Raw genomic sequence first — 20,032 nt, 5'->3', positions numbered from 1 at the left:
ATGGCACGCCGGCCCGGACGGGATCCCCGCCCGGGCCGGCGCGCCGCTGCGTGGGTGCTGACCGCCGTCGGCATCATCGTCGTGGTGCTCGGGGCGGTGCTCTGGCTGGGGGTGTCCGCGCCGACGCCGACCGCGTTCGGCGACACCGGCGCCACCGCGCCGGACGGCAGCCGGACCGGAGCTTCGGCCACCCCACCGGTGCCCACGAGCGCCGGACCCGCGGGCGCGAGTGCCCCGACACCGACCTCGACACGCACCCCGGCCACGGCGTCCCCGGTCACGTCGACCCCGACCGGCCCGGTGCCACGGTCCACGGCGTCGCCCCGCGTGACACCCGGCACGACCGGCGCCCCGCTGTCCTCGACCGGGCCGACAGCGTCCGGGACGCGTGCCACGGGCACCGACCCGCGGAACGCCACGAAACCGGCCGGTACGACCGCTCCGTCGGCGCCGCGCCCGACGGCTCGCACCACCGCGCCGTCCCCGGCAGCGTCCACCGCACCGTCCCCCGCACGGGCCGGCCCCGCCTACGCCTTCCCGCGCACCCTGCTGCTGCCGTCCGTCGGCGTCCAGGCCCCCGTCGACCCGGTCTCCGTCGCCGACGGCGCCCTGCAGGTCCCCGACGACCCGGCCCGCGTGGGCTGGTGGATCGGCGGCGCACTGCCCGGCGCGGCGACCGGCACCACCGTCATCGACGGGCACATCGACTCGGCGCAGAGCGGTCTCGGCGCCCTCTGGCACCTGGACCGGCTCGCCGCGGGCGATCCCGTCCGGGTCGTCGACGGCGACGGGCGGACCCGCGACTACCGCGTCGTCGGACGGCGGGTCTACGTCAAGGACGAGGGTCTGCCCGCCGACCTGTTCGCCCGGGACGGCGCCCACCGACTGGTCCTGATCAGCTGCGGCGGCCCGTTCGACGAGGCCCGCAAGAGCTACCAGGACAACGTCGTCGTCTTCGCCGTCCCCACCGCGTAGCCCTCCCGTCCCGCGACCGCCGACCGGTGCACGGCGCCGGCCCGGCGTCGTGGCAGGCTGTCCGGGTCCCGCCGGCCCCCCGGCGACCCGCCCGCGGACGGAGGCGCCCGGCCATGCGCGACATCGCGGTGTTCAGCGGCAGCGCGCACCCCCGGCTCGCCGCCGAGGTGTGCGCCTATCTCGACACCCCGCTGCTGCCCGTGCGGGTGCAGCGGTTCGCCAACGACTGTCTTGAGGTGCAGCTGCAGGCCAACTGCCGCGAGCGCGACGTCTTCCTGATCCAACCCCTGATCCGGCCGGTGCAGGAGCACCTGGTGGAACTGCTGCTGATGTTGGACGCCGCCCGCGGCGCGTCCGCAGCCCGCACCACCGTCGTGCTGCCGCACTACGCCTACGCCCGGTCGGACAAGAAGGACGCTCCCCGCATCTCGATCGGCGCCCGGCTGATGGCCGACCTGATGGTCACGGCCGGCGCCAGCCGGGTGCTGACGATGACGCTGCACTCGCCGCAGGTGCACGGCTTCTTCAGCGTGCCGGTGGACCACCTGCACGCCCTCCGCGAGCTGGCCTCGCACTTCCGGCAGTACGACCTGAGCCGCACCACCGTCGTCTCTCCCGACCTGGGCAACGCCAAGGAGGCCGCGGCGTTCGCCCGGATGCTCGGCGTGCCCGTCGCCGCCGGCGCCAAGCAGCGGTTCGCCGACGACCGCGTGGCGATCACCTCGGTCATCGGCGACGTCGCCGGGCGGGACGTGATCGTGCTGGACGACGAGATCGCCAAGGGCAGCACGGTGATCGAACTCAGCCGGCACCTGCAGCAGCGGGACGTGCGGTCCATCCGGATCGCCTGCACCCACGGACTTTTCGCCGACGGCGCGCTGCAACGCATCGCCGCGCTGCCTGGTGTCCTCGAGGTCGTCTGCACGAACACCGTTCCCGTCCCCGCCGAGGCCAGGATCCCGGAGCTCACGGTGCTCTCGATCGCGCCGGCGCTGGCCGAGGCGGTCCGCCGCATCCACGACGGCGAGTCGGTGTCCGCCCTGTTCGAGTCGCCCGAGCCGGTGGCCGGCCAGGGCCTGTTCTGACCCGGCTCCGGTCCCGGCCGCGCAGGTAGCGTGGGCCGGTGAGCAGCGATCCCGCGACGCCGGTGGCCCCCGGCCAGCCGGCCGGAACCGGACCCGCCGAGGCGGTACTGCCGCCCCCGGGCGACACCGCGGGGGCACCGGCGTCGGCAGCGTCGGCCGGGCCCGAGCGCCGCCGCGGCCGGGCGCGGCTGGGACTCCCGGTCGTGGTGGCGGTCCTGCTCCTGCTGCACGGGGTGCCGTGGTGGCTGCTGGTGCTGTCCCCGGACTGGCCCGCGCCGGTGACGGTCGCAGGAACCGTGCTGGCAGTGCTGCTGGCCGCCGGCTTCCCCTACGCCCTGTGGCGCGGCCACGGCCGCCGGCACAGCGACCGGTGGGCGGTCGCCGGCGACACCTGGCTCGGCCTGGTGTGGCTGCTGTTCTCCTGGAGCGTGATCGGGGCGGTGGTGGACGGCGTGGCAGCCGCCGCGGGGTGGCACGAACCCAGCCGGTCGGTGACCGTGGCCGTGGTCGTGCTGGTCTGGGTGGCCGCACTGGCCGGCTGGGGCACCTGGCAGGCGCGCCGCGTGCCGCGGGTGCGTCACGTGCCCGTCGACCTCGACCGGCTCGGCGCCGGACTGCACGGTCTGCGGCTGGTGCTGGTGACCGACACGCACTTCGGGCCCATCGACCGGGCCGGCTGGTCCGCGCGCGTCGCCGATCGGGTCCGCGACCTGCAACCGGACGTCCTCGTCCACGCCGGGGACATGGCCGACGGCTCGGTGGAGCAGCGGCGCCGGCAGGCGGCTCCGCTGGCCGCGGTGCCGGCGCGGTACGCCCGGCTGTACATCACCGGCAACCACGAGTACTTCTCCGGCGCTGCCGACTGGATCCGCTACATGCAGGACGAGGGATGGACCGTGCTGCACAACCGGCACGTGGTGCTGGAGCGCGGCGGGGACCGGCTGGTGCTGGCCGGCGTCGACGACCGCACGGCCGCCGGCTCCGGACTGCCCGGCCACGGCGCGGACCTCCCGCGGGCGCTGCGCGGCGCGGACGCCGACCTGCCCGTCGTGCTGCTCGCCCACCAGCCGAAGCAGGTCGCGGACGCGGTGGCGGCCGGGGTCGACCTGCAACTGTCCGGCCACACCCACGGCGGGCAGATCTGGCCGTTCCACCTGTTGGTGCGCCTGGAACAAGAGGCACTGGCGGGGCTGAGCCGGGCCGGCGGCCGCACCCAGCTCTACACCAGCCGGGGCACCGGCTTCTGGGGGCCGCCGTTCCGGGTCTTCGCTCCCAGCGAGATCACCGTGCTGGAGCTGCGCAGACCGCAGGGCGGCCAGACGGAGGCGTGAGGTCGGGCGCCGAGTCGCCTCGGGGCGACGGACCGAGGTGGCTCCGGACCGGCCCGAGGGCCGCGGTGGTCCACAACGGCAATTGTGATGTGAGGCCCGGGGACTTACCGGCGCCCGACGCGTCAACCGTAGACCGTGCGGACGGTCGGCGCCGCACGAGACGCTGTGACGAGACCCGCAGCCGCCACGGGTGTACCGGTGCGGTCGCCAGGAGAGGACCGCCGGTCAGCGGATGCGTTCGGCGGCGCGCGCGTTCTCCAGCAGTGCCCGGACGACCGCCGCCAGCTCGTCCCGGTCCGCGGACTCCGCCAGCGCCGTCGCGACGTCCTCTGCGGCGCACCGCACCTGGTACAGCCGGTCCGCGAGGTCGTCGCGCTCGGCGATGGTCAGCACCACGGCGTCCTGCGGCAGCTCACCGCGCTCCACGGCCCTGCGGCTCTCGTAGGCGCGTTGCCGGCAGGCGTGCGAGCAGTACCGGCGCCGGCGACCGACCCGGCCCGCCTCGGGCAGTTCGCGGTTGCACCACTCGCACCAGCGGGTCGAGCCGCGGCGGGGATGGACACCCGCGGGCGCCGGGGTCCCCGGCGGCACCCGCGACGCCACCACCGAGGTCATGGGGCGACGGTATCCGGCGCCGCGCCCCGCGCGGCCGCGACACGTCGGCGGCACCGCGACGAGCCCCGGCGGGCTGCCAGACTCTGCCGGTGACGTCCTTCCTCGACGGGCCGCGGCCCCGCGCCTTCGCCCACCGCGGCTGGCATACCGGCGATCTCGCCGGCTGCGAGAACACCCTGGCCGCTTTCCGGCGCGCCGTGCAGGAGGGGTTCCGCTACCTGGAGACCGACGTCCACGTCACCCTGGACGGCCAGTTGCTCGCCGTCCACGACAGCTCGCTGGACCGCGTCACGGACCTGTCCGGCCGCGTCGCCGAGCTGCCGTGGACCCGGGTCCGCCAGGCCCGGATCGGCGGTCGGGAACGGATCCCGCTGTTCGACGAGCTGCTCGACCTGCTGCGGGACCACCCCGACGTGCGGCTCAACGTGGACCCCAAGGCGGACGCGGCCGTCGACCCGCTCGCGCGCGCGCTGGCCGACGCCGGCCTGGTCGACCGGGTGTGCGTCGGATCGTTCTCCGACCGCCGGTTGCGGGCGGTGCGGGCCGCGGCCGGGCCCCGCCTGGCGGTGTCGCTGGGACCGCGGGCGGTGGCCCGGCTCGTCCTCGCCGGCCGGACCCGTACCCGGATCCGGGTGCCGGGTGCGGTGGCCGCCCAGGTCCCGGTGCGCTACGGGCGGGTCCCGGTCGTCACTCCGGGCCTGCTGCGCGCGGCCCGGCGGTCCGGCCTCGAGGTGCACGTGTGGACCGTCGACGACGCCGACGACATGCGCCGACTGCTGGACATGGGCGTCGACGGCCTGATGACCGACCGGCCCGCCGTGCTGCGGTCGGTGCTGCAGCAGCGCGGCGCCTGGTGACCGGCGGGCCGGCGCCCTCCGCGGCACCGGCCGTCCGGTCCGAGGTGTGCGAGGTGTCTTGCACCGCCCGTACAGTCCCGGTCGTGCCCGTCGTGCCTCCCTCCGACGACGCCGACGACGCCGACCGTGCGGAACCCGGGTCCGGCGCCACGGCGCTGTCCACGGTGCCCGCCGCCGGCAGCCGCCGCGGCACGACACCCGTCGGGGCGCTGAAGTTCTTCCACGGGCCGATGGACTGCGGCAAGTCCACCCTGGCCCTGCAGTTGGACCACAACCACACCCGCCAGGGCCGCCGCGGGCTCCTGCTCACCCGCCTGGACCGGTCGCGCCGGCCGCAGATCAGCTCCCGCATGGGCCTGAGCCGGCCCGCCGTCGAGGTCGCCGAGGACACCGACCTGGCGCAGCTGGTGCGCCGGTCCTGGGCCGCCGGGACCCGCGTCGACTACCTGATCGTCGACGAGGTGCAGTTCTTCACACCCGCCCAGATCGACCAGCTCGCGGTGCTCGCCGACGAGACGCAGGTCGACGTCTACACGTTCGGCATCACCACCGACTTCCGGGGACGGCTGTTCCCGGCGACGGCACGCCTGGTCGAGCTGGCCGACGAGGTGCTGCCGCTGCAGGTCGAGGTGCTGTGCTGGTGCGGCCGGCCTGGCCGGTTCAACGCCAGGGTGGTCGACGGCGAGATGGTCCGCACCGGTGACACGGTGGTGGTCGCCGACACCGAGGCGCCCGGCGACCAGGACCGCCAGGACACCGTCCGGTACCAGGTGCTCTGCCGGACCCACCACCGGACGGGTGACCTCGGTCCGGGCGCCGCGGCCGCGCTGCCGATCGAGACCTGAGCGGCCCGGCGGTGCGCTAGTCTGGCGCGCCTGCGTCTCCCGCGGCCGGTCGACGTGGCCCGGCGCGGCAGCGTGATCCGGGTCGGCCCAGCCGTCGCGGACCGTCGGCGACGTCACACCGCAGCGGCACCCATCCCCGCCGGCCGCGGGAACGAACACCCACACGGCAGCGTTACCCACCGGTAGCCCCACTCGGGCAGCTCCCGGATGCCACCTGATCCGGCCGGTCCGTGCCCGCACCCGGACCGGGATATCACGAGAGAGGATCACCATGGCCGACCGCGTCCTGCGCGGTTCACGCCTCGGCAGCACCAGCTACGAGGCGGATCGCAACCACGATTTGGCGCCCCGCCGCACTGCGACCTACCGCTGCGCCCGGGACCACGAGTTCACCGTCCCGATGGCCGACGACGCCGAGGTGCCGCCGACCTGGGACTGCCGGATGCACGGGCTCGAGTCCGTGCTCGTCGACGGGTCCGCCCCGGAAGGCAAGGCGGTCAAGCCGCCCCGCACACACTGGGACATGCTGCTCGAGCGCCGCTCGATCGAGGAGCTCGAGGAGATCCTCAACGAGCGGCTGTCCGAGCTGAAGGCCCGCCGCACGGCCTCCTGAGGCCGTGGCCGCCTGCCGCACGGCGTCCTGACGCCATCACCGGACGAGCACCGGGTGCCCACGGGCACCCGGTGCTCGTGCGTTCGGGCCGGCCGCCGGCGGTCCTGGCGGAGGGCGTGACCGCCCCGGGGTCAGCGGCGAGAGCGCCGCAGCAGCGACCGCAGCTGCTCCCAGCGACGCGCCGCCCCCCACACCGTCACCTTCAGCAGCGCCTCGCGGACGATCCCGCCGCTCATCTTGGACACGCCGATCTGCCGCTCGGTGAACGTGATCGGCACCTCGACGACCCGAAAGCCGGCCCGCACCGCGCGCCAGGCCAGGTCGACCTGGAAGCAGTAGCCGTGCGACTCGACCTGGTCCAGCGGCAGCGCGCGCAGCACCTGTGCCCGGTAGGCCCGGTAGCCGCCGGTGATGTCGTGCAGCCCGACGCCCAGTGCCAGCCGCGAGTACAGGTTGCCGCCGCGGGAGAGCAGCTCCCGGCGCCGCGGCCAGTTGACCACCGTGCCACCCGGCACGTACCGGGCGCCGAGCACCAGGTCCGCGTCCTCCAGCGCGGCCAGCAGCCGGGGCAGCTGCTCGGGTGCGTGCGAGCCGTCCGCGTCCATCTCCACCAGCACGTCGAAGCCGTGCTCGAGGCCCCAGCCGAAGCCCGCGATGTACGCCGCACCCAAGCCGTTCTTCGCGGTGCGGTGCAGCACGTGCACCCGGTCGTCCGCGTCGGCCCGCCGGTCGGCGATGTCCCCGGTGCCGTCCGGGCTGCCGTCGTCGACCACCAGAACGGACACCGCGGGCGTCGCCGCCCGGATCCGGTCCAGGATCCGCGGCAGGTTCTCCGCCTCGTTGTAGGTCGGGACGATCACCAGCACCCGGTCGGTGCCGACCGGTGTCCCCGTCCGGTCGTCGGGCCGGTCGGCCGGGGATGTGTCGGTCACGCGGGATCCTGTTCGTCGTCGTCGGGGTCGGCGTCGTCCGCGGCGTGGCTGCGGAACGGGGCGCCCGCCGGCTGCCGTCGCCGCAGCTTCGGCGTCGTGGTCACCACCGCGAGGGCGAGCAGGACCAGCCCGGTGGCGACCCACTCGACGGGTGCGGCCAGGACGGTACCGGGCGTGGTCGCCGAAATCCGCGGAACCAGGGGGTCCAGGAACCCGGCGGTGAACAGCGGGATGCTGGACTCCACGCTGCCGTCCGGACGGATCGCCGCGGACACCCCGCTGGTGGCGGCGATCAGGACCTCGCGGCCGTGCTCGACGGCGCGGACCCGGCTCATCGCCTGCTGCTGGTACGTCTCGTCGGTGTAACCGAACGTGGCGTTGTTGGTCTGCACGACCAGCACCTGCGCGCCGCCCCGGACGACGTCGCGCACCAGGTCGTCGTAGACCACCTCGAAGCAGATCACGTCGCCCACCGGCACACCGGCCACGTCGAGGTTGCCGGCGGTGCTGCCGGGCAGGAAGTAGCCGGCGCGGTCCACCCAGGACGAGAAGATCCGGAAGAAGGACCGGGCCGGCATGTACTCGGCGAACGGCACGGGATGCCGCTTGGTGTAGGTCTCCCCCGGCCCGGTCACCGGGTCCCAGACGATGCCCATGTTGTAGGTGCCCGGCCCGGTCCCGCTGCCGACGACCGCACCCACGAGCACCGGGACGCCGATGTCCCGCACCGCGGAGCTGATCACCGCGGCGGCGTCGGCGTTGGTGTAGGGGTCGATGTCCGAGGAGTTCTCCGGCCAGATCACCAGGTCCGGGCGGGGTTCCCGGCCGGCGCGCACCGCCTCGGCCAGGGCGTGGGTCTGCGCCGCGTGCATGTCGGTCACCGCGCGCCGCCGGGCGTTGAACTCCATGCCGGGTTCCGGGACGTTGCCCTGGATGACGGCCACCCGGGTGGTCGGCGCCCCGGCGCCGGTCTGCACGGTGGTCCGGCCGGCCAGCCCACCGGCGAACGGCAGGACGAGCAGGGCGAGCGCCACCACGGCCGGCACCGCCTGCCGGGTGGCCCGCCAGGACCGGACCGTCCGCAGCAGGGACGCCAGCGCGAACCCGGCGAGCGCCGTGAGCAGCGCCAGTCCCGGCGCGCCCAGCAGCGACGCGGCCGGCAGCAACGGCCCGTCGGGCTGCGAGAACGCGATGCCGCCCCAGGGGAAGCCGCCGAACGGCCAGCGACCCCGCAGCGCCTCGCCGGCCACCCAGGCCATCGCCGCCCACACCGGCCACACCGGCAGTCGCCGGCTCGCGGCCGCCACCAGCGCGCCGACCGGGGCCAGCAGCAGGGCCTCGGCCAGCGCCAGCGCCGTCGCGACGGCCCCGACGTACACCGTGGTCCAGCTGAGCAGGGGCAGGTAGAAGGACAGCCCGAACACCAGGCCGAGACCGAGCGCCGGGCGCCACCGCCGGCCGTGCACGGCCAGGCCGAACAGTGCCAGCCCGACGACGGCCAGCCACCACAGCGTGGACGGGGCGAAGGAGCCGTACAGGGCGGCGCCGCCGGCCGCGGCGGCCAGGACGCGCAGCCCACCGGGTCCGCGCAGCTCGCGCGCCCGGCGCTGCCAGCGGGCCCGGCGCCGGCCGACCGGCCGCGCGCCGGCATGCCGCAGCCGCCGCCGCAGGTCCCGCAGCTGCCGGGGGGACGCGGAGGCGCCGCGTTCCACGGCCGGGGACACCACGGGGCCAGCCTAACGACCGGGCCGGGTCTCCGGCCCCGGTCGGCGACGGCGCGGTGGCCACGGTCCGCCGGCGGTCGTCGACGGTCGGGACCCCGCTGGACGCGCCACGACCGGCACGGGCGACCGGGATCCCGGCAGCCGCGGTCAGCGCGCGGCGGCGAACAGGCCTTCCGGATCGTGCACCACGACGCCGTCGCGCACCGTGGCCAGCGGCCGGGGCCGCGGCGCGTCCGGGGACAGGTCCGGCAGCAGCGGCACCCGCGACCGTGGATCGGTGGACCAGCGGGCGACGGACGGGTCGGCGACCGGCCGCTGCAGCGGCCCGGCCTCGACCACCGCCAGGTCGGCGGGCGCACCGACCGACACGGTGCCGGCGTCGCGGTCGACCCGACCGGCGGCGCGGTGACCGCCGCGGGTGTGCGCCACCAGCGCGGCCCGCGGGGACAATCCCGATCCCGGCGTCCGGTGGTGCACGGCCGCCGCGACGGCGGCCCACGGGTCCGCGGGCGTGACGGGTGCGTCGGAGCCGAGCGCCAGCACGACGCCGGCGGCGGCGAGGGCGGCGAACGGGTTCATCCCCGGCGCACGAGGGCCGAGCCGGCGCTCGTACATGCCGCCCGGCCCGCCCCACTCGCGGTCGAACAACGGCTGCACCGACGCCACGGCACCGGTCGCGGCGAAGGCGGCGACAGTCTCGGCGTCGGCCATCTCGGCATGCTCCACCCGCGGGGTGACCGCGGCGAGGTGGACGGTGCCGCCCAACCGCTCGGCGGCCCGCCGCAACCCCAGGCCGACCGCCGAGACCGCGTCGTCGCCGATGGCGTGGAAGCCGGGCTGCACACCCGCCGTCGCGCAGGCCACCAGGTGCGAGAGGATCTCGTCGTCCGACAGGTAGCGCACGCCGGTCGACGGGTCGTCCCGGTACGGCTCGTGCAGCGCCGCGGTGTGCGAGCCGATCGCACCGTCGACGGACAGGTCGCCGCCCAGCGCGTGGGCGCCCGTGGCGGCCAGCAGCTCGGCGGCCTCGACGGGGTCGCCGACCAGCGCGGCCAGGTACCCGCGGACCCGGACCGGCGCGGCGCGGCGCAGCAGCGCCGCCAGATCGTCGCGACCGGCCGCGTCGGACGACGCGCACTCGTGGACCTCGCAGATGCCCTGCGCGGCGGCCGCCGCCAGGAAGGCCTGCTGGGCGGCATCCCGCTGCGCCGGACCGAGCAGCCGCTTGGCGGCCGCGCGGACCCGGTGGTGCGCGTCCCGGGTCAACGGCCGCTCCGCTTCGTACCCCGCCGCGCCCGCCAGCTCGGCGCCCGCCGTCCGCACCAGCGCCGTGCTGACCGCCGCCGAGTGCACGTCGACCCGGGTGACGTACGCGGGCCGGTCGCCGACCGCCGCGTCGATCTCCGACCGCAGCGGGAGCCGGCCGCCGGGCCAGGAGGTCTCGTCCCAGCCGTGCCCCCACAGCACCCCGTCCGGCCGGGCGGCGGCGTGCTCGGCCAGCAACTGCAGGCAGTGCTCGAGCGACCGGGCGCCGGACAGATCCAGACCGGTCAGCGCCAGCCCGGCATCGGTGCTGTGCACGTGCGCGTCGACGAACCCCGGCACCACCAGCGCGCCCTGCAGGTCCACCGTCCGCTCCACCGGACCGACCGCGGCCAGGCCGTGCTCGCCGCCGATCCAGCTGATCAACCCGTCGGTCACCGCCAGCGCCGTCGCCTCCGGGTCGGCGGCGGTGTGGACGCGGCCGTTGTGCAGCAGCAGAACACCCATCCCGCCAGTCAACCCCCTGCCCCTCCGGGACCGGACGGGGGACGGCCGCAGCGGCGGTCGCCGGACGGCCGTGCGGCGGTCGTCGCGACGCGGACCGGGCACCGTCCGGCGAGGGATACCGGCGAACCGCCCCGTCCGGGGCCCCCGGATCTGCGACAGTGAACGCCGTGACGACTCCCTCCGCCGCCCCGGCGGGTCGGGCCGCCGCCGGCGCACCCGACCGCGCCGTCGCCACCCCCGTCCCCGGCACCGCCGACCTTGCGGTGCCCGCCGCACCCGACCTCGTCGCCGAGCGCGGGCTGACCGCCGCCGAGGTGGCCGAACGGATCGCGCAGGGCCGCACGAACGCCACGGACGCCGGGCTCAGCCGCAGCGTCTGGCAGATCGTCCGGGCCAACGTCTTCACCCGGTTCAACGCCATCCTGGGCGCGCTGTTCGTGCTGATCCTGATCACCGGGTCGTTCGCGGACGGTGTCTTCGGGATCGTGCTGATCGTCAACTCCGGGATCGGCATCGTGCAGGAGTACCTGGCCAAGCGGAAGCTGGACCGGCTGGCACTGCTCCACGCGCCCACCATCCGCGTCGTCCGGGACGGCCGCACCGTTGAGATCCCGACCGCCGACGTGGTGCAGGACGACCTGATCGAGCTGCGCACCGGCGACCAGGTGCCGGCCGACGGGCGGCTGACCTCGGCCTCCGGTCTCGAGCTGAACGAGTCGAACCTGACCGGCGAGTCGGACTCGATCCCCAAGGCACCCGGCGACGAGGTGCGGTCGGGCACCAGCGTGGTGGCCGGCACGGGGCGCTTCACCGCCGCCGCCGTCGGCGCCGACGCCTACGCCAACCGCATCGCCGCCGAGGCCCGCCGCTTCACCCGGACCCGCTCGGAGATCCAGGACTCGGTCAACCGGCTGCTGAAGTACATCACCTGGGTCATCGTCATCGCCCTGCCGCTGCAGATCTGGTCGCAGTACCGCGCGATCGGCGACCAGGGCTGGCGCGAGGTGGTCATCCGGTCCACCGGCGGGCTGGTCGGGCTGGTCCCGGAGGGCCTGGTGCTGCTCACCTCGGTCGCCTTCCTGCTGGCGGCCGTGCAGCTGACCCGGCAGCAGGTGCTGGTGCAGGAACTGCCCGCGGTGGAGGGACTGGCCCGGGTCGACGTGGTCTGCCTGGACAAGACGGGCACCCTCACCGTCGGCGACATCGTGTTCGAGGACCTGCTGCCGCTGGACGTGTACGACGAGCAGGACCTGCGGGAGGCGCTCGGCGCGCTGGCCGACGACGCCAACGCCAACGGGACGCTCAAGGCGGTGGCCGACGCGATCCCGGCCCCGCAGGACTGGGAGCGCCGGCACACCGTGGCCTTCAACTCCGCGCGCAAGTGGAGCGCCGCGACGTTCGCCGGCGCCCGCGGCACGTGGGTGATGGGGGCTCCGGACGTGCTGGTCCGCGGCCACGAGGACGGTGCCGAGGAGATCCGGCACCGGGTGGGCGAGCTCGCCGGCACGGGCCGCCGGGTACTGCTGCTGGCCAACACCGACCAGGCGCTGCACGGCCAGGACCTGCCGGGCGGCATCGTCCCGCGGGCCCTGGTGGTGCTGTCCGAGCAGGTGCGCCCGGACGCCAAGGAGACCCTGGACTTCTTCGCCGCCCAGGGCGTCGCCATCAAGATCATCTCAGGGGACAACCCGACGACGGTGGCGGCGATCGCCCGCCGGGTCGGGCTCGAGGTCGGCCCGGAGGGCGCCGTGGACGCCCGGACCATCGGCTCGACGCCGGAGGAACTCCGGGACATCGTCGAGCGCACCACGGTGTTCGGGCGGGTGTCGCCGGAGCAGAAGCGGGCGCTGGTCAACGCGCTGAAGATGAACGGGCACGTGGCGGCGATGACCGGCGACGGCGTCAACGACGCGCTGGCCCTCAAGGACGCCGACATCGGCGTGGCGATGAACAACGGCGCGCAGGCCACCAAGGCGGTCGCGCAGCTGGTGCTGCTCGACGGCCGGTTCTCGCACCTGCCGTCGGTGCTGGCCGAGGGCCGGCGGGTGATCGGCAACGTCGAGCGGGTGGCCAACCTGTTCGTCGCCAAGAACGTGATGAGCCTGATCGCCATCGTGTCGGCCGCGGTCGCCGCGCTGCCGTTCCCGTTCTTGCCCCGCCACCTGACCCTGGTGTCCGCGGTGACGATCGGCATCCCGTCGTTCTTCCTGGCCCTCGGGCCGAACAAGCGCCGCTACCTGCCCGGTTTCCTGCGGCGGGTGCTGCGGTTCGCCGTGCCGGCCGGAGTGATCGCCGGACTCGTCGTGCTCGTCTCGTACCTGGTGGCCAAGAAGGAGCCGGCGCTGCTGGCGTGGGAGGCGGCCGGTGGCTGCAAGGGACCGGCCGCCGAGCTGGCATCGGCGAAGCAGATCTGCTGGCACCCGTCCACCGCGGCGACGGTGGCGCTGTTGATCACGTTCTTCTGGATCCTGGTGGTGCTGGCGCGTCCGCTGCGGGCGTGGAAGGCCGGGCTGGTGTTCGGTCTGATCGGCGTGACGGTGCTGGTTTTCCTGGTGCCGGCCGGGCGCGACTTCTTCGACTTCGCGTTCACCCCGGCGCTGCTGTGGCAGTCGCTGCTGGTCGGTGCCGCGGGGGCGGTCGCCATCGAGGTCGTCTACCGCACCACCCCGGGGATGAAGGCGGCCACCTCCTGAGCTCCGGCGCCCGGGAGGATCGGCCGCGCGGAGGACCGGCATCCGGTCCGGCACCGTCGGTGCCGCCGGTGACCGTCGCCGGCGTGGGCGAACGCGACCTGGACCGTGTCCGGACGTCCTACGACCGGGTCGCACCGGAGTACGCCGCCCGGTTCGGCGACGAGCTGGCCGGCAACCCCGTGGATCGCGCCCTGCTCCAGGCCTTCGCCGAACTGGTGCGGGCCACCGGGGTGCTGGCGGTCGCGGACGTCGGCTGCGGACCGGGCCACGTCACCGCGCACCTGGCCGGCCTGGGCCTGGACGCCCGCGGCATCGACCTCTCCCCCGGGATGGTCGCGCAGGCGCGGGCCGGCCATCCGGGGCTGCGGTTCGACGTCGGGTCGATGACGGCGCTGCAGCTCCCCGACGGCGCGCTGGGCGGCATCGGAACGGTCCGAGGCGGTGCCGCGCGCCTACCTGCTGGCCGGCGTGCCCGACGCCGGCTGACCGGGCCGGAGCGGGCGGACCGGGCCGACGGAGCCGACCGAGCCGGACGGCTGGCCGAGCCGGCCCGGTCGGCGGTCAGGTCGCCGCGTCCTGGAGCTTGGCGTACGCCAGCTGCAGCACGTCCGACCCGAAGACCGTGGTGAACACGGCCGCGGTCCACCGGGTGGGCCGGGGAGCCAGCACCAGTCCGAACGCGAAACCGGTGGCCACCCATCGGGCGAGGCAGGACGGGCAGGTGATCCACTCCCCGACCGCCTTGCGGAATCCCGTGCCGCGCACCGAGTCCGCCAGTTCGGCCTCGCCGCTGGTGCCCTCGAACGTGGTGAAGGGCGCCCGAGCGGCGAGGTGTCCGGATCCTTGGCGATCAGGCGCGAGAGCTTGTGCGTCGCAGTGGTCATCAGCGCCAGGTCGGCCAGCGGCACCCGCTCGGGCAGCGACCGGCCGCTCCGGCGCACGAGGACGGACAGCCCCGTCACCCCCGCGCCGTAGGCGCCCATGTTGGCCAGGAACGAACCCAACGGCCGCTCCTCGCCGTGCGTGTACCGGTGGCGCTCCCGGTGAGCGGCGGCGAGCGCGGCGGCGATGGGCCGGGCGGACTGCTGCGGTGCTGCGGTCACGGGACACCTCTCTGCCGGCAGAGCCTCGCTGAGCGCGGCAGTACCCGGCGGCGCCCCGGCCAACCCGCTCGCCGGGACGGGGACCCTCCGACCGTGTGTTCCGCCGAATGCACAGCGTGATGGCCAGGACACGTCCAGTACGATGACCTCGTTCCCTACCGGTGCTGGAAGACCTTGGCGCTGTCGCAACGACGCCACACAGCCGCCGGACCGCTTCCGCCTGGACCCGATCTGGTGGAGGTCTGTGGTGACGTGCCGACGTCCGACCGGTGCTGCGACGGCAGCCCCGGCGGCATGACCGGTGAGCAGCCGGTCCGACCGGGCGTGACCGCCGACGTGGCGCCTGGCGCCGTGCCGCCCGTGCCGTCCGTGCCGCCGGTGCCGCCCCCGACCGTGGCGGCTGTCCCCGATCCTGCGCCCGCTGCGGCGGGACCGTCGTCCGAGGAGTTCCGGGCGCTGCTGACGCGACTGGACCGGGCGGAGCAGGACGAGCGCCGCCGGTTGTCCGAGGCGGTGCACGACGGACCCCTGCAGCTGCTGTCGGTCGCCGTCCTGCAGCTCGACGGACTGGCGGCGGACAGCGGGTCACCAGCGCTGCGTGGGAGGCTGCAGGAGCTGGCCGGCGTGCTCCAGGACGCCGTCGAGATGCTGCGGCGGATCACCGTCGCCGCGGCGCTTCCCGGGCCGGACCTGGATCTCGCCGCCGCCGTCCGGCAGTGGACCGCAGCGGTGTTCGCCGGAACGGACACCGACGTCTGCGTCGACGCCCGGCTCGGGACGCTGGAGCTGGAGCCGCACACCCGGGACACCGTGTACCTGGTCGTCCGGGAGGCGGTGGTCAACGCCCGCAAGCACGCCGCACCGTCCCGGCTCGCCGTCCGGGTGGTGCCGGGTCCGCGGACGGTCCGGATCTGCGTGGACGACGACGGTCCCGGAATTCCGGCCGACCCCCTGCGCGCCGGCCACGTCGGCCTGCCCGCCATGCAGGCCCGGGCGCGCGAGCTCGGCGGCCGGCTCGACTGGTCCTCCGGTGGCGGCGGGACCACGGTGACCCTTGTGCTGCCGGCGCCGTCGAACGGACGGGTCGACCGGTGACCGGGCGCCCCGCTCGCGGTCGCGCCGGCACCCGCGGTCCCGGATCCGCCGGCGCCCCGGTGACCGTCGTGATCGTCGACGACCACCGGCTCGTCGCCGATGCCGTCGCGGTGACCCTGCAGACCAGCGGGGACATCGCGGTGGTCGCCACCGCGGCGTCGAGACGCGAGGCGGTGGAGGCGGTCACGGCCCATCACCCGGACGTCGTCCTGCTCGACCAGCGGCTGCCGGACGGCCGCGGGACCGACGCGATCGGGCAGCTGCTGGCAGCGGCGCCGCGGACCCGCGTGCTGGTGATGAGCGGGCTGGACGAGGACGACGTGCTGCTCCAGGCGATCGAGGCGGGCGCCACGGGCTTCGTGCCCAAGGGCCGCCCGGCGACGGCGCTGGTGCAGGCGGTCCGGGCTGCCGCCCGCGGTGAGGCGGTGATCTCACCGGACGACCTGCGCCGGCTCGTGCCGCGGGCGCAGCGCGACGAGGTGCCACCGGGCCGCACCCTCACCCCTCGCGAGCGGGAGGTGTTGCAGCTGCTGGCGTCCGGCATGGGAACCGCGGAACTGGCTCGGACGCTGGTGGTCTCGCAGGCGACCGCCCGCAACCACATCCAATCCGTGCTGACCAAGCTGGGTGCGCACAGCCGGCTGGAGGCCGTCGCGATCGCCGACCGCGCCGATCTGCTCGGCCGGCGGGACCGCGGCTGATCCCTCCACGTCCCTCACGGCACGGGCGAGCCGGCCTCGAAGGACCCGGCACCGGGCACCGGCACAGTCAGGGCACGGGCGGACGACCGCAGGCCCCCTCCCGGCCGGGAGGGGGCCTGCGTCCGGACAGCGCCGGGGTCAGACCCGCGGTGCCGCGGCCGGCAGCACGGCGGACGGGGTGGTGTTCGCGGCGTAGCGGCTGAACGAGACGTTGCCGTTCCAGAAGTTGTCGTCGTGCGCCCAGTACAGGCCCTGGAAGCCGCACGACCGGGACAGCTTCACGGCCACCGCCATCAGTCCGGTCGACGCCGTGCTCCGGTACAGCGCCAGACCTGCGACGGAGCCCGGCATGCCGGGGTTCTCGCCGGCCTTGAGGAAGCCGTACTGGTCGGCCACCCGGCTGATCCACCGGGTCGAGGACCACTGGTAGGTGGCGGTCGAGTCCAGCGGCACGGAGCGGTCCGTCGCGGTGCACCCGACGTTGCCGTGCGAGCCGTCACCGACGGAGGAGATCATCGCGACCCGGTTGGGCATCCGGCTCAGCTTGCGGTACAGCACCTCCCACGCGGCACCCACGCCCAGCGTGCCGTTCGGCAGGTTCCTGGCGACCAGCGCAGCGAGGGGCTTGGGCTGCACACCGACCCCGGGCGTGACGATCTGGAAGTACCCGCGGAAGCCGTTGTGCCGCACCGTCCCCGCCTGCCAGTTGGCGGCGTCGGCCAGGGCGCCGACGTACCACTCGGCCCACTGGTTCACCTGCGCGCGGCTGAGCCCGGCACGTCCCGGACGCCAGGACGGGAACGGGTTCCGCGCCAGCGTCGACGGCAGGCCGACACCGGTGAGCGCGATCCGGTCGAACGCCCAGTACTGGCCGCCGGACGGGTACATGACCTCGCTGCGGCTGCCGGAGGTCACCCGCACCGCCCAGAACGACGAGTAGTGCAGTGCCTTGCCGATCCGCGCCAGGTAGAGGTTGGCGTAGCCGCGCACCTGCTGGTTGAAGACCAGGTTGGCCTCCTTGGACTGGCGGCCGTACTGGTCGACGAACCGCGAGTTCGGCACCGAGAAGATCCACGACGGCGTGTAGTGCAGCCCGAGTCCGAGCGTGACGCGCATCCCCGCGGCCTGCAGCGAGGTCAGCTTGCTGCGCATGATCTTCTCGTACTGGGTGTCGAACACTCCCGGCCGTGGTTCGTACTTGGACCAGTTCAGCTCCAGCATGGCGACCTTGACGCCGGCCGCGGACTCGGTGGAGGCGTACTTGGCGGACGTGCCCAGCGTGCCCAGGAACATGGCGGGCGCGGCGGCGGCCGGTGTCGCCGGCACCAGCGCGACGGCGGCCACCGCCGCGACCGCGACCGCCACTCCCTGGTTCCGCCAGCGGGCGCCCCGCCCGGCGGACGGTGCCCGGCCGGCGGAGGCCTCGGCACCGCCGACCGGCACGGTGACGCGGTCGGCACGACGCCACGGCAACCGGGCGAGGGTCTTCACGCGGACGAGTGGTGACACCAGATACTCCTCGACACTTTTTGGTCCCCGACAGGATGAAGAAACTCAGCGGCGCTGTTCTTCGGAATCATCATGACCGACCGGATCCGGAAACGGAACCGTTCAAGTACCGGTGTGATCTCTACGCCGCGTACGCGCTGTGCACGCTCTGCGATCGTAACGGCTACCGTGCGTCAGCGAATGACTTGCGTGGTCACGGATCGTGCTGGTGATGCTGAGTACGACACCCGAGCAGGGGTCCAGACCAGTACCGGCATCCGAACGGGTGGACTTTCCCCGTCCGGATGCCGGCGTCGGCCTCAGGGCTTGCAGACGACGGTGGAGCTGGTGGTGCCCGACCCGGTGGTCGTCGTCGGCGCGGTCGTGGCCGTGACGGTGACGGTGGTGGTGGCGGAGCCGCTCGCAGCCGGCGCGGTGGTGGCCGGTGCGGTGGTGGCCGGTGCGGTGGTCGCCGAGGTCGACGGCGCGGCGGTCGACGTGCGGCTGGTGGTCGCCGTCGCCGGCGCTGCGGTGCCCGAGCCGCTGGTGCTGCCGGTGGTGGCCGTGCCGCTGGTGGCACCGATCGACGAGCTGGTGGCCATGACCGAGGTGGTCGTCGGGCCGCCGGGCACGGTCACCTGGCCGGGAGTGGCCGCAGGGGTGCCGGCGTACGCGGCGAACCGGCTCAGCGGGATGGAACCGTTCCAGAAGGCGTCGTCGTGGGCCCAGTAGACGGTGGACAGGTGGCACGACCGGGCGAGCGACATCGTGGTGGCCATCAGGCCGCTGGACGACCCGTCGAGGTAGTTGGCGGTGCCGCCGATGTTGGTGACGGCGGGCTGGCCCGGGTTCTCGCCGGCCTTGCCGAATCCGTACTCGTCCGCGATGCGGCTGATCCACCGGGTCGAGGACCACCACACGGTCGCCGCGTCGTTGAGCGGCACGCTGGAATCCGTTGTGCTGCAACCGACGTTGCTGTTCGAACCGTCGGCGACCGACGAGATGTAGGCGACGACGTTCGGGATGCCGACCAGGTTCTGGTACAGGATCGACCACGCGGCACCGACGCCCAGCACGCCGTTGGGCAGGTTGCCGGACACCCAGGTGGCGACCTTGCGGGCATAGACGCCGACGCCGGGCGTCAACACCTGCAGCTTGCCCGTGAAGCCCAGGGCCTGCAGCGACTTGGCCTGCCACCGCACGGTGTCCGCCAGCGCCCCGACGTACCAGTTGACCCAGCTGGTCATCTGCGCGGCGGTCAGGCCCGCGGTACCCGGCTTCCAGCCCGGGAACGGGTTCTTCGGCATCGAGGACGGCAGGCCCGCGCCGTTCTGCGCGTTGGCGTCGAAGGCCCAGTACGTCCCGCCCGCCGGGTAGAGCACCTCCGACAGGCCGCCGGAGGTGAGCCGGATCGCCGAGAAGTTGGACAGGCCGAAGGCGCCGTTGATCCGGGCGAAATAGGCCTCGGCCAGCGTCCGCAGATTGTTGTTGAAGACCAGGTTGGCCTCCGCGGAGACCTTGCCGTTCTGATCGACGAAGCGGCCGTTGGGCTGGTTGCGTACCCAGTCCGGGGTGAAGTGCAGGCCCAGTCCGAGGGTGACGTGCATGCCGGCGTTCCGCAGGGCGTTGTACCGGCTCAACATCATCTTCTCGTAATTGGCGTCGAAAACCCCGGGTTGGGGTTCATAGCTGCGCCAGCTCAGTTCGAGCATTCCCGCATCGATTCCTGCAGCCGTTTCCTCGGCCGCGTGCACGGGCGAGGTGACCAGCGTTCCCAATGCCGGGCCGGAGGAATCCGCGGTGTCGGCCAGCGCGGGCGTGACGGTGACGACGCCGAGGGCGAGCGCCGCTGCCACCCCCACCGAGCCGAGCAGGCGGAGGACGGGACGGCGGCCCGGACGGACGGGACGGTGCGACATCATGATCGGGTCTCCTCGGGAGCGGTCGGCCGTCGGTCGGGCCGTCGAGTACAGACGGTAGCTACTCGCTACGATCCGTCACAATGCTGCATTCGCTCCGTTATGCAATAGTGCATCTGCACTAGGCTGCTCGTGTGGTCACGGCCACTAAGTGCCGGGTGGGCGGGTTGGTTCGCCCGCTCAGCCGACGCGTCAGAGCCTCGACACCGGGGACGCGTCCGACCCGGCCGTCACCGCTCCGGTACGTCCGGCGGTCACCGGCTGCACTAGGGTCGGTGGTGACCGC

General features: G+C 74.4%; 16 protein-coding genes and 1 pseudogene. 10 read left to right on the top strand and 7 right to left on the bottom strand.

What is annotated here, in order from left to right; translation table 11 throughout:
- Window positions 1–54: 54 nt before the first annotated feature.
- From IEY37_RS04545 to IEY37_RS04535, 3 genes are all read left to right on the top strand, one after another.
- Entirely contained in the window at window positions 55–975 is a 921-nt protein-coding gene (locus IEY37_RS04545) for a class F sortase (protein WP_188940341.1), read from the top strand.
- Between the two features lie 113 nt (window positions 976–1,088).
- A complete protein-coding gene (locus IEY37_RS04540) occupies window positions 1,089–2,060 on the top strand; it encodes a ribose-phosphate diphosphokinase (protein WP_188940340.1) in 972 nt (323 codons plus the stop codon).
- Window positions 2,061–2,167: 107 nt separating this feature from the next.
- Window positions 2,168–3,391: a metallophosphoesterase gene (locus IEY37_RS04535; RefSeq protein ID WP_188940809.1), complete on the top strand. Its 1,224-nt coding sequence runs from the start codon at window positions 2,168–2,170 to the stop codon at window positions 3,389–3,391.
- Window positions 3,392–3,616: 225 nt separating this feature from the next.
- On the opposite strand, the gene IEY37_RS04530 is transcribed toward IEY37_RS04535, so the two are convergent.
- Window positions 3,617–4,006, bottom strand: a complete 390-nt coding sequence (locus tag IEY37_RS04530) for a hypothetical protein (protein WP_229673860.1) — start codon at window positions 4,004–4,006, stop codon at window positions 3,617–3,619.
- An 89-nt stretch (window positions 4,007–4,095) separates the two neighbouring features.
- Between IEY37_RS04530 and IEY37_RS04525 the strand changes: the two genes are divergently transcribed.
- The 3 genes from IEY37_RS04525 (at window position 4,096) to IEY37_RS04515 (ending at window position 6,321) form a co-directional block, all read left to right on the top strand.
- On the top strand, window positions 4,096–4,863 hold the full coding sequence (locus IEY37_RS04525) for a glycerophosphodiester phosphodiesterase family protein (protein ID WP_188940339.1): 768 nt from the start codon (window positions 4,096–4,098) through the stop codon (window positions 4,861–4,863).
- A 92-nt stretch (window positions 4,864–4,955) separates the two neighbouring features.
- Window positions 4,956–5,708, top strand: coding sequence for a thymidine kinase (locus IEY37_RS04520; protein WP_188940807.1), 753 nt, complete (start codon window positions 4,956–4,958; stop codon window positions 5,706–5,708).
- Window positions 5,709–5,979: 271 nt separating this feature from the next.
- Complete coding sequence (locus tag IEY37_RS04515) at window positions 5,980–6,321, top strand: RNA polymerase-binding protein RbpA (RefSeq protein WP_188940338.1); 342 nt, start codon at window positions 5,980–5,982, stop codon at window positions 6,319–6,321.
- A 131-nt stretch (window positions 6,322–6,452) separates the two neighbouring features.
- On the opposite strand, the gene IEY37_RS04510 is transcribed toward IEY37_RS04515, so the two are convergent.
- From IEY37_RS04510 to IEY37_RS04500, 3 genes are all read right to left on the bottom strand, one after another.
- Window positions 6,453–7,253, bottom strand: coding sequence for a polyprenol monophosphomannose synthase (locus IEY37_RS04510; RefSeq protein ID WP_188940337.1), 801 nt, complete (start codon window positions 7,251–7,253; stop codon window positions 6,453–6,455).
- On the bottom strand, window positions 7,250–8,980 hold the full coding sequence (gene lnt / locus IEY37_RS04505) for an apolipoprotein N-acyltransferase (RefSeq protein WP_229673856.1): 1,731 nt from the start codon (window positions 8,978–8,980) through the stop codon (window positions 7,250–7,252). The genes IEY37_RS04510 and lnt overlap by 4 nt, the downstream gene beginning before the upstream one ends.
- 144 nt (window positions 8,981–9,124) lie before the next feature.
- Window positions 9,125–10,747 (bottom strand): amidohydrolase, encoded by a 1,623-nt coding sequence (locus tag IEY37_RS04500; RefSeq protein ID WP_188940336.1) that lies wholly within the window; start codon window positions 10,745–10,747, stop codon window positions 9,125–9,127.
- A gap of 167 nt (window positions 10,748–10,914) precedes the next feature.
- Here IEY37_RS04500 and IEY37_RS04495 point away from each other — a divergent pair, with 167 nt between their 5' ends.
- Both IEY37_RS04495 and IEY37_RS04490 read left to right on the top strand, forming a co-directional pair.
- The gene (locus IEY37_RS04495; RefSeq protein WP_268237968.1) at window positions 10,915–13,440 is read left to right on the top strand and encodes an HAD-IC family P-type ATPase; all 2,526 of its coding nucleotides are present in this window, start codon (window positions 10,915–10,917) and stop codon (window positions 13,438–13,440) included.
- Window positions 13,441–13,523: 83 nt separating this feature from the next.
- Entirely contained in the window at window positions 13,524–14,069 is a 546-nt protein-coding gene (locus tag IEY37_RS04490) for a methyltransferase domain-containing protein (RefSeq protein WP_188940335.1), read from the top strand.
- Here IEY37_RS04490 and IEY37_RS22755 read toward each other — a convergent pair.
- A pseudogene (locus IEY37_RS22755) lies at window positions 14,002–14,510 on the bottom strand (DUF1360 domain-containing protein). The gene IEY37_RS04490 and the pseudogene IEY37_RS22755 sit on opposite strands and share 68 nt — an antisense overlap.
- A 327-nt stretch (window positions 14,511–14,837) precedes the next feature.
- Between IEY37_RS22755 and IEY37_RS04480 the strand changes: the two are divergent.
- Both IEY37_RS04480 and IEY37_RS04475 read left to right on the top strand, forming a co-directional pair.
- Window positions 14,838–15,638, top strand: a complete 801-nt coding sequence (locus IEY37_RS04480) for a sensor histidine kinase (protein WP_188940334.1) — start codon at window positions 14,838–14,840, stop codon at window positions 15,636–15,638.
- A gap of 59 nt (window positions 15,639–15,697) precedes the next feature.
- Entirely contained in the window at window positions 15,698–16,339 is a 642-nt protein-coding gene (locus tag IEY37_RS04475) for a response regulator (RefSeq protein WP_188940333.1), read from the top strand.
- A gap of 138 nt (window positions 16,340–16,477) precedes the next feature.
- On the opposite strand, the gene IEY37_RS04470 is transcribed toward IEY37_RS04475, so the two are convergent.
- Both IEY37_RS04470 and IEY37_RS04465 read right to left on the bottom strand, forming a co-directional pair.
- Window positions 16,478–17,848 (bottom strand): hypothetical protein, encoded by a 1,371-nt coding sequence (locus IEY37_RS04470; protein WP_188940332.1) that lies wholly within the window; start codon window positions 17,846–17,848, stop codon window positions 16,478–16,480.
- Between the two features lie 299 nt (window positions 17,849–18,147).
- Window positions 18,148–19,749: a hypothetical protein gene (locus IEY37_RS04465; RefSeq protein ID WP_188940331.1), complete on the bottom strand. Its 1,602-nt coding sequence runs from the start codon at window positions 19,747–19,749 to the stop codon at window positions 18,148–18,150.
- Window positions 19,750–20,032 lie beyond the last annotated feature (283 nt).

Origin of the sequence: Nakamurella endophytica (assembly GCF_014646215.1) — a bacterium.
Taxonomy (GTDB): Bacteria; Actinomycetota; Actinomycetes; order Mycobacteriales; family Nakamurellaceae; genus Nakamurella; species Nakamurella endophytica.
The sequence above is the reverse complement of the archived record's forward strand: the minus strand, read 5'-3'. Positions and strand labels throughout refer to the sequence as shown.

Excerpts from the sequence above, each read along its gene's own strand:
- IEY37_RS04500 (WP_188940336.1), bottom strand. The coding sequence starts at position 10,747 with ATGGGTGTTCTGCTGCTGCACAACGGCCGCGTCCACACCGCCGCCGAC.
- IEY37_RS04515 (WP_188940338.1), top strand. The coding sequence starts at position 5,980 with ATGGCCGACCGCGTCCTGCGCGGTTCACGCCTCGGCAGCACCAGCTAC.
- IEY37_RS04530 (WP_229673860.1), bottom strand. The coding sequence starts at position 4,006 with ATGACCTCGGTGGTGGCGTCGCGGGTGCCGCCGGGGACCCCGGCGCCC.
- IEY37_RS04465 (WP_188940331.1), bottom strand. The coding sequence starts at position 19,749 with ATGATGTCGCACCGTCCCGTCCGTCCGGGCCGCCGTCCCGTCCTCCGC.
- IEY37_RS04480 (WP_188940334.1), top strand. The coding sequence starts at position 14,838 with ATGACCGGTGAGCAGCCGGTCCGACCGGGCGTGACCGCCGACGTGGCG.
- IEY37_RS04540 (WP_188940340.1), top strand. The coding sequence starts at position 1,089 with ATGCGCGACATCGCGGTGTTCAGCGGCAGCGCGCACCCCCGGCTCGCC.